The following is a 15,102-nucleotide window of genomic DNA, read 5'->3' on the forward strand; positions in this document are numbered from 1 at the left end:
GCTTTTTTAGCGTTGGTGCAGTGTCTATAACTGTCTTTAAATCCATAAATAGGTGTCCACTTAAAATTTAGTGGACACTATCGCGGTATTAATGAGTTAGAAAAAGTGGGGCTCAGCGGACGCTTACTTAATAAGTCAAACTTATTTCCATCAATAACGGTAACACCTACAAAATCTTTAACTTTCAAATTTGCTATCTGGATTGGACGCCTACCAGTTGCTAAAAATAGTTTGGCAATCACCATCTCTTTCAGACTAATCTTGCCTTCTTCAAATTCTTTAGATAACCCACTGTATAGTCCTTCATACTCCAAATCAGACAAAGGACCTTCATATGGGCAAAGTAGTCTAACGGCCTTACCTTTTTCAGCATTTTTAACTCGTAACTCTTTGATTACCTCAAGGACATCGGTATTTATGCCCTCATAACCAAATTCATGCCATTTCTTCAGAAAAGTTAGCACTTGGGCTATATTATGTTTTTTATTAGGATCGAGCGAAGAATAGTAATTAATAACATGCCGACCTGAAACTAAAGATATTAATCTTCCGTCAGCATTCGCACAAAACTGAAAAAATAATTTTGTATAGTGATTTATGGCTTTAGCGTACCCAGCAGAATTATTCTGAACATAATGCAATAAAACTCTCTTATAGCTTTCATGAAACTTAAATTCGAGTACAGAATAAATCCAATTAAAGTTTACTGCACAAACCTTAGATACAACCCAACGTTCATCATGATAGTTAAATTCATACCCATTCCTAGATAACAGCTTTTCTGTATTGTGAATGGATAAGGAGGAAGCTTTACTACTTATTTTTATTTATTCCATCATCAATTTCCTTTTGTAATAATATACTTACCTGATGTGCCTTTTTCTCTATATGTCTTTGGGTATAAGTCTTTGAGGTACCAGAACCTTCTGCCCACCCCATGAGATTAGATCTTAGCTTTTCTTCTTCCGCTTCAGATATACCTTGCTCATCCACTTTCTCTGAGAACATATCATTCCAAGTGTGGCGAAATATATGTGGTGTTAAATCGGACAGCTCATCAATACTTTCACGAACCTGATTTATGATTTTATAAAGCCCACTTGATGATAATGGTTTTCCACAATATGGCCCAGACTTGTAAGTAACGAACAGAAAGTCATGCTTATTAGCTCCAACTACTTGAGACCTTTCTCTAAGTATATAGTCATGTGTTCGTTCTGCTAGCTTTCTGCTAATAGGCAACAATCTATCAAAAGTTTTAGCAACTGGCTGTTTTAACCTTGGATCATAAACATCATCGTGACGTCTATGTATATGCAGTGTGTTGTTTTGAAAATTAAAGTCTGAAATTTTTATTGATAAAAGCTCTCCTAGCCGTATTCCTGTCTTATACAAGATTTCAAATATTAGGCTATCACGCTCTTTTGTCTCCGTGGAGAAAGGTAAATCTATGCTATTTGGATTAATAATTCTTAGCACTATATCTCTTTGATTGTCTGCTAATCCTTTTTTAGGATTTCGAGAAGAAATTGATCTTGTTGGTCTCCTAGCTTTCAAGCTTCTTACCATGCGTGAGATACCGAGCGATATATCACTATTTATAATTTGGTTTCTCTCACTTATAACGTGTTTTGCAAGCCAATCTATATAATTAGCAACATAAGATATTCTTATATAAGCAGTTGAGCTAGAAATTGATTCTTCACTTCGAATTTTAGCTCTATGCAGTTCTTTTCTTTGGTTCCTACAACTTTTAAAGCCTTCATAAATTTTTTCATCTTTTTTCCCTTTCAGATAGATGCAGAGATGTTCTATCTGTTCAGTTGTTAAAAACTGCTTTGCTGAGAAAATTTCTTCTAGAACAATATTTGATGAATGACTCCATTCTATTAGCAACTTTATGGCATTTAGATGTGCTTCTATTGTATTTGGTGCTTTTGCGGAATTCCTGAGTTTGCTCGTAGCAAAAAGTGTTGGATACCAAATAGGCATTCCTTTGTCATCTACCAACAGTGAGTAGCGTTCACCTGACTTAAATTTAGTCCTGATGAGTTTCATTGTTATGACTACAAAATTTACATAATTACATGGTATATCATTACCAAATTTATTCAATTATTATTTTTACTTTTAGTTTTTAAATATAATTCAAAATATTAAATACTTATGAACTAATTTTTACATTTTCATCATTGGTGTATATAAGTAAGGTGGATCAATAAAGATACATTTTACTTGTCCACCATACAGTGGCAATAATGCCTTCAGAGCTTGAAGGTTATCACCTTGAATGATGAGATTCTCTTTCGCTTGCTCTTCATCACCATAGGCTTGTTCGAATTTTAGCAAATGGTACGGAACACTTGTTGCTGTTTCTTCAGCTTGGTTTCGGTTCACCCAATCTAATAATGGCATAACAATACTGAATAATTAATAAATCAAATTATAGTTAGAATAGCATATAGAGATCCCTCTTAATCAAAAAATTATCTGTATAGGAAATATCCACAAAACACTATAATTTTATAAATAATCCGTGAGCAGATATAACAAAAATCAATAATAAACAATTCTCTAAAAAACAATTATTTTTCTATACTCTCTATCCATTTAGATATCACAGCATTCCCATTAATACCATTCCAACTATCTTTAATAAAATTATAAGATATAAAATCAATAAAATCATCCTCAAAAATAATATCTACTGGTATTTTTTTATCATAAATTTCATCGTATCTACCCCTATATTTATTTAAAAAATACTCTAAATTATTAATATAAAGTGTACTTTTTTTAGACTTGGTTAAATAGCTTAAACTATTAATTTTTTTATATAAAAATGAATTCAAATTATCCATAGCCCAAAAAAGTGAAAAGTATATTTTAGGAAGTGTTGTTTCTCTTATCATACTTAATAAAATACTTTCAAGTCTTAAAAATAATTTCATATTAATAGCGATTTCAAAATTATCTTGAATCTCCAAAACAAAGACATCAACTTGTTTTAACTTATAATTAATAACAAAATTTTCAATATCTCTAAAATCATTTTCATTTAATACGTGTGAGTAAATACTATCACGTAAAATTTCAACATAATCAGAAGAATCATAAGCGATTTCAAATTCATTAAATAATAGCAATGAAGAATATCTATACTCACTAAGCTGAGCTATTTCTCTAATTTTATCGAGTGTAAGCCTTTCTTGAACTGCTCCCCAATAAGGGGAAAATGAATTCCAGCACTTTGTAACTTCCTGACAATCAATATAATATAAGATTTTATTATTTATCAATCTATCAATATAAACAGAATAAATATCATTAATAATATTAGAATCTAAATCTGGAAAAATATTTTTAATATTAATAGGAATATCAATATTACTAACATCTGATTTCAAAAAAATATAATATAAAAAAACTTTTTCCATATAGGTTAGATTGTTTATTTTATTTATTTTTATGGTATTTTTATTATAAATTATACTTCTCAATTTAAAAATAATTTCATCTGCCTTTAAAGCAACTATATTATCAAAACATTTTGAACAATATTGAGTATCTTTTTTAATAAAATCTATATAACTCTGTCTAGTATTAAAATAAAAATTTTCTTTACAATCGATACATTTTAGATTCTCACATAAAATATAGCTATTTGCTTTTACAAATTTAGTTACATCAATACTTTTACTTAAATTTTCATTAGTCAATTGCTTAGGTAAATAGTAGAAATCTTGAAGATTTTCACAAAAATCCCAATAAATCTTCACAAGCTCTTCTTCACTAGTGCTTAAATCATTCTTTAAAATTATTTTAAATTCTTTATTCATAATTTTTAGCATCCTTTTAATCTTAGTATATCTTAATAGTATGAATACTATTCATATACTGTTGTTTAATAGTAAAAAAAATTAAAATAGTATAAATAATAGGGTTATAATTGGTAATCGGCGTTCTCCGAACGATCGCCGAGACTGGCCGCCCAGTTCACTTTTTTGGTAATTTCAGGGCGTTCTTCATGCCACAAATGCTGAAGTTCCGCGACCAGTTTGTCATGTCCACCACGGGTAATTAAGCTCGATTTCATGGCCTTTAACAGCAGAAAAATATGCCTGTAGCTTACCAAAAACTGCTGCCTTCTCCCCAATTACTCCACTTTTAAAGTTTATAAAATATTTTTCCTAAATAGAATCATTTACTTATGAAACAGTTTTTTATTTTTTTATGGACAAAATTTGACAACTCAAATTTTGGTCTTTATTATGCGCACATCTTTTAATTGTGATCATTTTTTAACCTGTGTGGCGTAGCCACATTTTTTATCTTTCATCCCATGTCATTTTGAATGACGTCATGAGTGCCCACCCTCTTATTGAATTTATCAAACTTGAAAAAGTCTGAGGCCTTTTGCCTCCTGCTTTGTAGGGCATAAATTACTTGTAGCGGAGACAACATGCACAGTAGTTCAACTTCTGGGTCGAGGCTTGGCCTTCACTCTTTTTTCAACTCTCTCCCTTTAAAAGTCTTAGTATTAAGCAGTGCGTTAATTCCGTTTCATAGTATTAATGCAAGTAAAGCAGCGTATCAGTTTGATCGCGTGGTCAATCACAATAAATTGACCGTGGTTTCTGTTTCGAATCCGACCACCGTGTTTCAGAACAGTCAGCATCTGCATGGCTTTGGTTATGACCTGGTGCGCAACTATGCGCATAGCCTGAATGTCAAACTCGAGTTTAAAACCGTACCGGACAATGCGACAGCGTTGCAATGGGTGGCGTCAGGTAAAGCCAACTTTGCCATGACCACTGCCAGTATTCAGAGCATTGAAAACAAGCATCTGACCGGTTTTTCGGCCACCTGTGGCGATTTAAACACCTTGCAGAAAAATGGCCTAAACAGCAATTTAAACTGGGTATTTAAACATGCCGATGATCCGCTGAGCCAGACCGCCAGTGCCTTTGTCTGCCGTGGCAAACAAAGCGGTGCCATCAACCAGCTGGCCTCGTTCTATAACCAGAATGTGGTTAAGCAGGAATCCTGGAATACTATCCAGCGTGACTTAAGCAATCGCATGCCTTTATATAAGGCCAGCTTCCAGCGCACTGCGCAGCAGTATGATCTGGACTGGCATTTACTGGCGGCCATTGGTTATCAGGAATCGTACTTAAAGCCGAACTCTGTTTCACCAACCGGTGTTCGTGGTTTGATGATGCTGACTAACAGCACAGCCAAAGCCATGGGCGTCAGTAACCGTACCGATCCAACCCAGAGCATTCAGGGCGGTGCCAAGTATTACAACCTGATGCTGAACCGTTATAAGCATATTCCGTTTCCAGACCGTAACTGGTATGCACTGGTGGCCTATAACATGGGTCCGGGTGCCGTGAGCCAGATTCAGAAGCGTATTCAGGCCACCGGTAAAAACCCGAACAACTGGGTCAACCTGTATGCTTACTTAGACGGCAATAAAGCCAAGAACGGACGTTATCGTCAGGCCTTACAATACGTGACCCGTATCCGTGCCTATCTGGAACACATCAAGACCACGCCGCAGCTGGTGAATATTTAAATGCTTCACCGTTGATCTTCAAGGCAAAAAAAAGCTTACCTTCGGGTAAGCTTTTTTGTGTCGGGTCACAATCAGGTGGTTTGCGCCAAAACGTTTTTGAACAGGTCTTTTTGCTCTTGGCTTGGTTTTGCAGTTTGCAATGCCATTAATTGAGACATATCGCCTTGTACTTTGATTTTACCGGTCATGAAGGCTTGCATGGCTGCAGCCATATCAAACTCCAGGAACACTTTACGTAAGGTCTCAGCATCCATATTCAGGGTTGTTTTTGCATTTGCAGACAATCCTTTCTGGATTTTGCCACCGTCTAAAGCTAATTCTGTATTGCCTGAAGCATCCGTAACAACCAAATTAATTGCAAGATTCGCAAGCGCAGGTGGTAAATTTAAGTCACCAGCTTGAGCCGTCAGGTTCTCTACGGTTGCAAACCAATCATCAGATAAAAAAGCAGGCATGATTATTCCTCAATTTATTTGTTCATTTGTGTCGCCTGTCCAGACAACATTTTTGTGAAGCAATGATGCTTGTGACCTGTTATAGCATGTAATCATAAAAGATGGCTAAGATTTTTTGTACGATGCGTTCAAATTTTATATTTTTAATACAATATTGAAATAATTCAAATATATAAAAAAAGCACTGAACTGAAGTTCAATGCTTTTTTTGACTATTTAGTCAGCTGCATAGCCTAAATTGACCATGTTGATGCGGTTGGACTGACCATCTTCATTCTCGTGCGAATAACTGCCTTTAAAGTCAAACTCGCGCTCGCTATCGAGTGCTTCAAAGTCAAACAGCTCGCGGTCTGCCAGTTGCGATGGTGATACATTTTGCAATGCACCAAAAATACTGTGCAGACGTTTTGGATGGGCATTGTCCCATTCACGCAGCATGTCATTGATAATCGCACGTTGCAGATTTTCCTGCGAACCACACAGGTTACATGGAATAATCGGGAACTGGCGCATTTGCGCGTATTTGATGATGTCTTTTTCTTCCACATAAGCCAGTGGACGAATCAGCATATTCTTCTTGTCGGAAGATAACAGCTTCGGTGGCATCGCCTTTAAGCTGCCGCCATGGAACAGGTTCAGGAAGAAAGTCGCCAGAATATCATCACGATGATGCCCCAATGCCACCTTGGTTGCCCCAATTTCCTGGGCAAAGCCGTACAGTGAACCACGACGCAGACGCGAACACACTGCACAGTAGGTTTTGCCTTCCGGGGTCAGACGCTTGGTAATACTGTAGGTATCTTTTTCCAGAATATAATACGGGATATTATTTTCTTCCAGATAACGCGGCAGCACATCTTCAGGGAAGCCCGGCTGTTTCTGGTCCAGATTCACCGCCACCACATCAAAATGAATCGGGGCAATACGTTTAAACTGCAACAGAATATCCAGTAAGGTATAACTGTCTTTACCACCCGAAATACACACCATGACCTTGTCACCGTCTTCGATCATCTTGTAATCACGAATGGCATGACCCACCTGGCGACGCAGCTTTTTCAGCAAACGGTAATACGCAGAGCTGGTTGGCAGTTCTGGTTTAAAATTAAATCCTTGATCGGACTCAACTGGCGAGAACATAGACGAGATTTACCCATAAAAAAAATACCGCGCAATTTTAGCCGATTCAGTCCCGGCACGCATCAAAAGAATGTAATTTCCTGCTTGTCATTTTTTGTCATCTCGCTGTCTTTATTTTTATGCTAATTTGAACGTTTGCGTTCATCTTTTAAGCAAGATGCTTATCTTTTGGACTTTTCCACAGTTTTCCACAAAAGCTGTGGATAACTTTGTGGATTTAAAACAACTTGACAAGGTCACTTGCCTGCAATTGAAGGCTTCTATTTAAATTGATCATTTTTTAATCAATTTTATTTATAATTAAAATCAATGGTTTAAGTGTGTCAAGCAGACCAGAATAAAAAAAAATAAATATTTTTTTTGATTGTTCTGTCAGCAAACAGGGCTTGATTTTTACAAAGTAAACGGGGAAATAAATGTAAAGACTCTTTTCATCAATGTTTTTTTTGTTAAACTCAAACCACCTGTTTGGGGACAGTATGAACTTCGTTACCATAATGAATACGATAATGTATAAAAGATTACATTTTAAACAACTGGCTTTTTGGGGATGTATGACGCTGCTTGCGGTTGCATCGCACAGTCATGCCGGACAGATTTATGTCTATAAAGACAATAATGGCTCTACCCTGCTGACCAATCGTAAAAGTTCAGACCAGTCCCTGAAAAAAGTCAAAGTGACGTATTATCCCGACAGCAATATTCATCGTTATAGCAACTGGGGCAGCTCTGAAGCATCGGTCTTACCAAGCTATAGCCGCAATAAAAATGCCTTTGACCATATTATCCAGCAGGCCGCGCAGCGCCACGGTATTTCGTCTGGGCTGATTAAAGCCGTCATGCACACCGAGTCCGGCTTTAATGTCAATGCTCGCTCTCCGGTCGGGGCCCAAGGCTTAATGCAGCTGATGCCGGCCACTGCCAAACGTTTTCAGGTTTCTAATGCCTACGATCCTTATGAAAATATTATGGCCGGGGCCAAATATCTGGCCTGGTTACTAAAACGTTTTAACGGTAATACATCCTTAGCATTGGCCGGTTATAATGCCGGTGAAGGCAATGTCGCCAAATACGGTGGCATTCCGCCCTTCCGTGAAACTCAGGACTATGTGCGCCGCGTGACCAGCCGTTATCACAATCTGTATGCCGGTGGTGTCAGCAGTAGCGATCAGGGACCGTTACTGGCCCAATCCAATACGCTTTCTTCTGGTTCGCATTTAACTGCAGCCCAGCCTGCACGCCCATCGCGTGAAATTATTGTTGCCGCAGATGGCAGCTTTACCGATGCACCGGTCCGCTCCTATGCCACGGCACATGCCTCTGCTGCAGCCCGAATCACCATTTCGGACTAAGACGATTTTTTGTTGATTTTCACGATTTTTTCTTGAATTTTTAATACATTCACCGCATATTTACTTGCATGATTTATGAATCAGATTACATTTTCATTTTAAGAGGATTTACTCAATGATGCGGATTGGTTTGTTCTTGCTAACCAACCTCGCGGTACTGGTTGTAGCTGGCATTATTTTGTCACTCTTCGGTGTCGGTAGTTACCATGGCGCGGGTGGCTTAAATCTAGGCAACCTGTTGGTCATTTGTTTTGTCTTCGGTATGGTCGGTTCTTTAATTTCCCTGTTCATGTCTAAATGGATGGCGAAAAAAACCACCGGTACAGAGCTGATTGACCCGAATGCCCCACGTAACCAGGCTGAAGCGTGGTTATTAAATGAAGTTGCACAATTGTCGCAACGTGCTGGCATTAAAATGCCAGAAGTGGGTATCTTTCCTTCTTATCAGTCGAATGCCTTTGCAACCGGCTGGAACAAGAATGATGCTTTGGTGGCGGTTTCAACCGGTCTGCTGGAGCGTATGAACAAAGATGAATTACGTGCCGTACTGGCGCACGAAATTGGTCACGTGGCCAATGGTGACATGGTTACGCTGGCGTTAATCCAGGGTGTGGTCAACGCCTTCGTGATGTTCTTTGCCCGTGTTGCCGGTGATTTCATTGATCGTAACGTATTTGGCCGTGAAGATGGCGAAGCGCCAGGCATTGCCTACTTCGTGATTACCATTGTATTAGATATTGTCTTTGGTATTTTGGCGTCTTCAATTGTGATGTGGTTCTCGCGTCAACGTGAATACCGTGCAGATGAAGCAGGTGCACGTTTAGCAGGTAAACAAGCCATGATTTCTGCGTTATTGCGTTTACAAGCAGAGTCTGAGATGCCAGATGCAATGCCAAAAGAAATGAAAGCTTTTGCAATTTCTGCAGGTAAAGAACAAGGGTTTAGTCTGGCAGCGTTATTCCAGACCCACCCGACCATTGAACAGCGTGTGGCAGCATTACAGCAGTTAAACCTGCCTTAATAATAATGCCCAACCGTTAAATAGACAAAAGCCTCCATATGGAGGCTTTTGTTTTTATGTGTGATAGATACTGGTTGGAATGATGACAGCTTACTTAAAGATTTAAACCCTGCATCCACTGCCAGACCCATTGCAGCCCGGCCAAGGTCGCCACCACCAGAATGATCAGGAACAACAGGCCTAATAAATCAGGAAGATGAATCCACAGCCAGGCCACCACAGGATTACGCCAGAATGCCGAATATTGCTGCTTCTGCTCCAGTTTTTCATGCAAGAAAGGATGCACCACATGATGGTCACTCTGGATATCATATTCCTGCCGGATATGATCATGCACAATATCCAGCGCCTTACGGCTAGGGCGAATAAAAATATCAAAAATCGTCCCGGCAATCGGAATAAAGCCCACCACCGCATCCATAACCGCCAGCTTCATGACCGGATTCAGTTTGGCTTGTGGCACGCCGACCTGTTTGGCTTTATAAATTGCATAACAGGTCAGCACAAAACCGGCCAGATCGCCGGCCACCGGAATGGTACTTAAAGCCGCATCAGCGCCCACGCCCTGTTTGGTAAACGGAATCCGCACCACCGAATCCATCATATTGGCAAACTTGGCCAGATCACGCTCCAGGCGAATCACCTCTTGCCGGGAAAGTTTGGGTTTGGTGCTGTGCAGCTCTGTCATGAATCAACCTGATTTTTATCTATTTATGTCATGTTTTTACTATACTCGAGCGCGCTGCTCAAACGTTTTACTGCTTTGTAAATACAGGCTAAAACAACAGCTGTGAGGCAATAAACAGATAAACCACCACCCCGCTGGCATCGCAAATTGAGGTCACCAGAGGTGCCGACGCACTGGCCGGGTCCAGTTTCAGCTTATTGAGAATAAACGGCAGGCTCATGCCAACCAGACAGCCCATCAGCACAATGCCCAGCATACTTAAGGCCAACACCACCGCCACCATCAAATCGCCACGCACATAACCCAGTACCGACACGGCCAGTGCCATGGTGCCACCTAAACAAAGCGCCACCAGACTTTCCCGCCCGAGCAGATAGAACCAGTCACGAAAATGCACATCGCCGGTGGCTAAAGCACGGACCATTAAGGTCGCCGATTGCGCCCCGGCATTCCCGCCACTACCGACCAGCAAGGGCAAGAAGAACACCAGCACAATATGCGCGGCAATAATCTCTTCAAAATGGGCAATCCCAAAACCGGACAGCAAACTGCCAAACACCAGAAATACCAGCCAGAACACGCGCTGGCGATATAAAGATAAAATTGGTGCATTTTTCAGGCTCAGGTTGGGCAAGGATTCAATCGCACCGGATTTTAAAATATCTTCAGTAGTTTCGGCCTCGACAATGTCCATGGCATCATCATAGGTGACAATCCCGACCAGACGCTGCGCCTGATCAACAATCGGCAAGGCCAGAAAATCATAATGCGCCAGCTTCCAGGCAATCTGTTCCTGATCTTCATCGACCTGGCCCATCACCAGATCCGTGGTCATGAGATGCTGCAGCTGTACCTCTGGCGCGGCCTGAATAATCTGCCGCAAGGACACCACACCGAGCAGATGCTGTAGCGCATCGACAATATAAATCAGGTACAGGGTTTCCCGGTCTGCCGCCACCTGACGCAACTGTTCAATCGCCTGCTGGATCGTCAGCTCTGGGGATAAAGTCACAAAATCCGAACTCATGATCGCCCCGGCAGATTCTTCCGGGTAAGCCGCCAGCTGCTGAATTTGCTGACGTTTTTCCGGGGCCAGCTCGGCCAGAATCCACGGCTGTAGCGTCGGACTCAAACCTTTAAACAGGTCGGTCCGGTCATCTGAATGCATGGCACTCATCAGCTGCAACAAATCGGCTGGGTCCAGCTGTTCGGCAATTTGCGCCTGCACAGTTTTTGGCAAAAACTCAAAGATCAGCGCGGCCTGCTCCAGGGTGGGAATCAATCGAACCTGCGCTTCTAGCGACAGCTGTTCAATCCATCCCGCCAAATCGGCCGGATTCATATGCGCAATCAGGGTCTGTACCCGCTCTGGATGCTGCTGCAAAATGGCCTGTTCCAGTGCCTGAAGTTCAAAAGGATTCAGCATAAACTCTCATCATTATTCTTGGTTATTTTTTAAAATGTAAAGTGATTTGCACTGCATCTGCGTGCTGCCGCAGTGTCCCTGAAGCAGCAGCATTTTTCTCTGTATAAACCCGGCGGATCAGGCCTGTTTCAGTTTAAAGATCGAACGCACCAGCACATACATAAAGGGAATAAAAATCAGCACCAGAACCGTACCGAAAATCACCCCACCCAGCACACTCACGCCAATTTCCTGACGGCTGACCGCACCGGCACCAAAGGCAAATACCAGCGGAATGACCCCGGCCCCAAAGGCCAGCGAGGTCATCAGAATAGGACGTAAACGCAGACTCGCTCCTTCCAGTGCGGCTTCCACGGCGCTGCGCCCCTGCTGCTGCGCCATCGAAGCAAACTCGACAATCAGAATCGCATTTTTACAGGACAGGCCGATGGTGGTCAGCAGTGCAATCTGGAAATAGATATCATTCGGGAACCCGGCCAGGTAGCTGAACAAGATATTACCACCAATACCCAGTGGAATCGCGCTCATCACCGCAGTTGGAATGGTCCAGCTTTCATACAGCGCTGCCAGACACAGGAAGATAAAACCAATTGATACCAGATACAGCAATAAAGCCTGATTGCTGGACTGCTTTTCTTCAAAGGACAAGCCGCTCCAGGCCAGATCAACACCGTCCTGCTGGTCAACCAGCTGCTGAATATCCTGCATGGCCTGACCAGAGCTGGCACCGGCTGCGGTATCGGCTTCCATTTCCAGTGCGGTATAGCCCATAAACCGGTTCACCACTTCTGGTCCGCCGCCCCAGCTCAGGGTAGAGAAATTACCAAACGGCACCATCTGCCCGTTGGCATTACGGACCGACCAGGCCTGCAAATCTTCCGGGGTGGCACGGAACTCGGCATCACCCTGCATAATCACCCGTTTAATCCGGCCACGATCAATAAAGTCATTGATATAACTGCCGCCCCATGCCGCCGACAAGGTGCTGTTAATCGCGCCTTGGCTCAGGCCATTGGCCATGGCCTGTTTCTGATGAATATTGACATTCAGCTCGGCTTTTTCCGGATTAACTTTTTTATCCAGATTGGCAAAGCTGGAATAACGGTCGGCCTGACTGCGCAGGCTCTGGAATTGCTGCTCCAGATAATCACGGCCCTGCCCATTTAAATCTCGCAGCCAAAACTGCAGGCCATCGGTCTGGCCTAAACCGCGCACCGAGGCCGGCATCCCAATCATAATCTGCGCATCTGGATGACGCTGGAAATGCTGCATGGCCCGCTCACGAATTGCCTGCGCAGCATTGTCACTGCCCGGACGATCATCCCAGTGTTTCAGCGCAATAAAGCCCTGCCCCAAGTTCTGGCCAGTGCCGGAGAAGTTACGGCCATAGCGAATCATCACCAGATCAACATTGGCCTGTTCCTGTGCAATAAAATAGGCACGAATCGTTTCACCAACTTCACGGCTTTTTGACAGGGGTGCGCCTTCTTGCAACTTAAATTGCACCGTGAGCATGCCCTGATCTTCACTTGGAATAAAGCTGGTCGGCAAGGCTCGATAGAACAAGGCAAATACCCCGATTAAAGCCACAAAAATCACCAGACAGATGGTGCGATGTTGCAGGGTCCAGCTTGAAGAACGCAGATAATGCTGTTTCAGATTTTCCAGTTTCTGATTAAACCAGGCGGCCCATCGGGCGGTTTTCTGCTTTGGCTTTAAAATTAAGGCACATAAGGCCGGGGTTAAAATCAGTGCCACCAGCAAAGATAAGGACATCGCGGCCACCAGGGTGATGGAAAACTGACGGTAGATGACCCCGGTCGAGCCACCAAAAAATGCCATCGGAATAAACACCGCGGTCAGCACCAAGGTAATCCCGACCAGTGCCCCGCTAATTTCCTGCATCGACTGGATTGCCGCCTGTTTGGCTGAAAGCTGCTGCTCATGCATCAAACGCTCAACATTTTCTACGACCACAATCGCATCATCGACCAGCAGGCCAATCGCCAGTACCAGCGCAAACAGGGTTAAGGTATTGATGGTCATGCCCAGCACATACAGCACTGTCAGGGTACCTAAAATCACCACCGGTACGGTGATGGTCGGAATTAAGGTAGCGCGCCAGTTCTGTAAAAACAGGAACATCACGATCACTACCAGAATAATCGCTTCAATGAGGGTTTTTACCACCTCTTTCATCGACTCCTTCACAAACGGCGTATTATCGCGTGGATAGACTATCTTGTAGCCTTCAGGCAACTGTTTGGAGAGATGATCAATTTCCTGCTGGATTAAAGCCGAGGTCGCCAGTGCATTGGCGCCAGAGGCCAGGGAGATGCCCAGCGCAGCTGAAGGATAGCCGTTAATCGTATTAAAGGACTGATAATTTTCTGCCCCCAGCTCGACCCGCGCCACATCTTTTAAATAAACAAAACTGCCGTCCTGGGCCGACTTTAAAATTACATTTTCAAATTCTTCGACAGTTTTTAAACGTGAACCGGAGGTGACTTTGGCATTTAAATACTGATCGGTTGCGGTGGGTAAATCGCCAATACTGCCGGCTGCCACCTGGGTATTCTGGGCTTCAACAGCGGCCCGAATATCGCTTGGCATCAAGGCATACTGTTTCAGTTTTAAAGGATTCAACCAGATTCGCATGGCATATTGCGAACCGAAGACATCCACCTCACCCACGCCTTCAATACGCGCCAGATCCTGTTCCAGATGGGTCATCATATAATCGGACAGTTCAATATTGGAACTGTGACCAGCGCTGTCATACAACCCGATGACCATATGGGTATCACCCAGAGATTTGAACACATTCACGCCTTGGCGCTGTACATCTTCAGGCAAACGGTTAATGGCGCTGTTAATCGCATTTTGCACCTGCACCTGTGCGGTATCTGGGTCTGTGCCATTTTCAAAACTGATACTGATACGGCTGCGCCCCGAAGAATCACTGCTCGAGCTAAAATACAGCAGATGATCCAGCCCTCGAATCTGCTGCTCCAGCACCTGGGTCACGCTCTCCTCCACTGTTTCTGCCGAAGCTCCAGTATAAGTGGCACTCACGGTAATGCGGGGTGGTGCAATATCTGGATAACGCTCGACCGGCAAACCTAAAGTGGAAAAAATACCAAACGCCATGACAATAATGGCCAGGACTCCAGCAAAAATAGGACGTTCAATAAAAAATTTTGACAGCATAGATTTGGTCACATGATGGGGTTGAGCCAAGATTTGGTTGAGCACTTCTGAAGGCGCTTTACCCTAGCAAATTTATATTGATATTCAGTGACTAAAGCCCAAAATACAAGAAAATATTACATAAAGATGTGCTGAACGAAAAATAAGGAGAAAATGTGGAGATAAAAGATTTATCTCGCTCTAGCATCATTTACATTGTCGCTATTTTGCAACCTGTCATGAGAATGCAAGT

The 15,102-nt window shown here is 42.4% G+C and carries 11 protein-coding genes and 2 pseudogenes; 3 read left to right on the forward strand and 10 right to left on the reverse strand.

Annotation, left to right across the window (positions count from 1 at the left end):
* Positions 1 to 77 precede the first annotated feature (77 nt).
* The 5 genes and pseudogenes from FTT63_RS00945 to FTT63_RS00965 form a co-directional block, all read right to left on the reverse strand.
* Positions 78 to 641, reverse strand: a complete 564-nt coding sequence (locus FTT63_RS00945) for a hypothetical protein (RefSeq protein WP_180191895.1) — start codon at positions 639 to 641, stop codon at positions 78 to 80.
* Between the two features lie 172 nt (positions 642 to 813).
* Positions 814 to 2,115 carry a tyrosine-type recombinase/integrase gene (locus tag FTT63_RS00950; protein ID WP_227554671.1) on the reverse strand — a complete coding sequence of 434 codons (1,302 nt, stop codon included), beginning with the start codon at positions 2,113 to 2,115 and terminating at the stop codon, positions 814 to 816.
* 90 nt (positions 2,116 to 2,205) lie between these two features.
* Positions 2,206 to 2,415, reverse strand: a pseudogene (locus FTT63_RS00955) (site-specific DNA-methyltransferase); the annotation flags it as partial.
* A gap of 170 nt (positions 2,416 to 2,585) precedes the next feature.
* Positions 2,586 to 3,839, reverse strand: coding sequence for a hypothetical protein (locus FTT63_RS00960; RefSeq protein WP_160232556.1), 1,254 nt, complete (start codon positions 3,837 to 3,839; stop codon positions 2,586 to 2,588).
* A gap of 110 nt (positions 3,840 to 3,949) precedes the next feature.
* A pseudogene (locus FTT63_RS00965) lies at positions 3,950 to 4,096 on the reverse strand (transcription elongation factor GreB); the annotation flags it as partial.
* Positions 4,097 to 4,462: 366 nt separating this feature from the next.
* Here FTT63_RS00965 and FTT63_RS00970 point away from each other — a divergent pair.
* Complete coding sequence (locus FTT63_RS00970; RefSeq protein WP_005176374.1) at positions 4,463 to 5,578, forward strand: transglycosylase SLT domain-containing protein; 1,116 nt, start codon at positions 4,463 to 4,465, stop codon at positions 5,576 to 5,578.
* Positions 5,579 to 5,649: 71 nt separating this feature from the next.
* Here the strand turns inward: FTT63_RS00970 and FTT63_RS00975 are convergent, their stop codons facing one another.
* Positions 5,650 to 6,033 carry an SCP2 sterol-binding domain-containing protein gene (locus FTT63_RS00975; protein ID WP_016659963.1) on the reverse strand — a complete coding sequence of 128 codons (384 nt, stop codon included), beginning with the start codon at positions 6,031 to 6,033 and terminating at the stop codon, positions 5,650 to 5,652.
* 216 nt (positions 6,034 to 6,249) lie between these two features.
* The gene (gene ttcA / locus FTT63_RS00980) at positions 6,250 to 7,173 is read right to left on the reverse strand and encodes a tRNA 2-thiocytidine(32) synthetase TtcA (RefSeq protein WP_005176370.1); all 924 of its coding nucleotides are present in this window, start codon (positions 7,171 to 7,173) and stop codon (positions 6,250 to 6,252) included.
* A 509-nt stretch (positions 7,174 to 7,682) separates the two neighbouring features.
* Here ttcA and FTT63_RS00985 point away from each other — a divergent pair.
* Positions 7,683 to 8,525, forward strand: a complete 843-nt coding sequence (locus FTT63_RS00985; protein ID WP_180191896.1) for a lytic transglycosylase domain-containing protein — start codon at positions 7,683 to 7,685, stop codon at positions 8,523 to 8,525.
* Positions 8,526 to 8,640: 115 nt separating this feature from the next.
* Entirely contained in the window at positions 8,641 to 9,546 is a 906-nt protein-coding gene (gene htpX / locus FTT63_RS00990) for a protease HtpX (RefSeq protein WP_180191897.1), read from the forward strand.
* Positions 9,547 to 9,640: 94 nt separating this feature from the next.
* On the opposite strand, the gene FTT63_RS00995 is transcribed toward htpX, so the two are convergent.
* The 3 genes from FTT63_RS00995 to FTT63_RS01005 form a co-directional block, all read right to left on the reverse strand.
* A complete protein-coding gene (locus FTT63_RS00995; protein ID WP_005176362.1) occupies positions 9,641 to 10,234 on the reverse strand; it encodes a DUF4112 domain-containing protein in 594 nt (197 codons plus the stop codon).
* An 88-nt stretch (positions 10,235 to 10,322) separates the two neighbouring features.
* On the reverse strand, positions 10,323 to 11,660 hold the full coding sequence (gene mgtE / locus FTT63_RS01000) for a magnesium transporter (protein WP_163146037.1): 1,338 nt from the start codon (positions 11,658 to 11,660) through the stop codon (positions 10,323 to 10,325).
* A 117-nt stretch (positions 11,661 to 11,777) separates the two neighbouring features.
* Positions 11,778 to 14,870, reverse strand: coding sequence for a multidrug efflux RND transporter permease subunit (locus tag FTT63_RS01005; protein WP_180191898.1), 3,093 nt, complete (start codon positions 14,868 to 14,870; stop codon positions 11,778 to 11,780).
* Positions 14,871 to 15,102 lie beyond the last annotated feature (232 nt).

This window comes from Acinetobacter sp. C15, assembly GCF_013420645.1.
In the GTDB taxonomy this organism is placed as follows: domain Bacteria; phylum Pseudomonadota; class Gammaproteobacteria; order Pseudomonadales; family Moraxellaceae; genus Acinetobacter; species Acinetobacter indicus.

Excerpts from the sequence above, each read along its gene's own strand:
- FTT63_RS00960 (WP_160232556.1), bottom strand. The coding sequence starts at position 3,839 with ATGAATAAAGAATTTAAAATAATTTTAAAGAATGATTTAAGCACTAGT.
- FTT63_RS00970 (WP_005176374.1), top strand. The coding sequence starts at position 4,463 with ATGCACAGTAGTTCAACTTCTGGGTCGAGGCTTGGCCTTCACTCTTTT.
- FTT63_RS00975 (WP_016659963.1), bottom strand. The coding sequence starts at position 6,033 with ATGCCTGCTTTTTTATCTGATGATTGGTTTGCAACCGTAGAGAACCTG.
- ttcA (WP_005176370.1), bottom strand. The coding sequence starts at position 7,173 with ATGTTCTCGCCAGTTGAGTCCGATCAAGGATTTAATTTTAAACCAGAA.
- FTT63_RS00985 (WP_180191896.1), top strand. The coding sequence starts at position 7,683 with ATGTATAAAAGATTACATTTTAAACAACTGGCTTTTTGGGGATGTATG.
- htpX (WP_180191897.1), top strand. The coding sequence starts at position 8,641 with ATGATGCGGATTGGTTTGTTCTTGCTAACCAACCTCGCGGTACTGGTT.
- FTT63_RS00995 (WP_005176362.1), bottom strand. The coding sequence starts at position 10,234 with ATGACAGAGCTGCACAGCACCAAACCCAAACTTTCCCGGCAAGAGGTG.
- mgtE (WP_163146037.1), bottom strand. The coding sequence starts at position 11,660 with ATGCTGAATCCTTTTGAACTTCAGGCACTGGAACAGGCCATTTTGCAG.
- FTT63_RS01005 (WP_180191898.1), bottom strand. The coding sequence starts at position 14,870 with ATGCTGTCAAAATTTTTTATTGAACGTCCTATTTTTGCTGGAGTCCTG.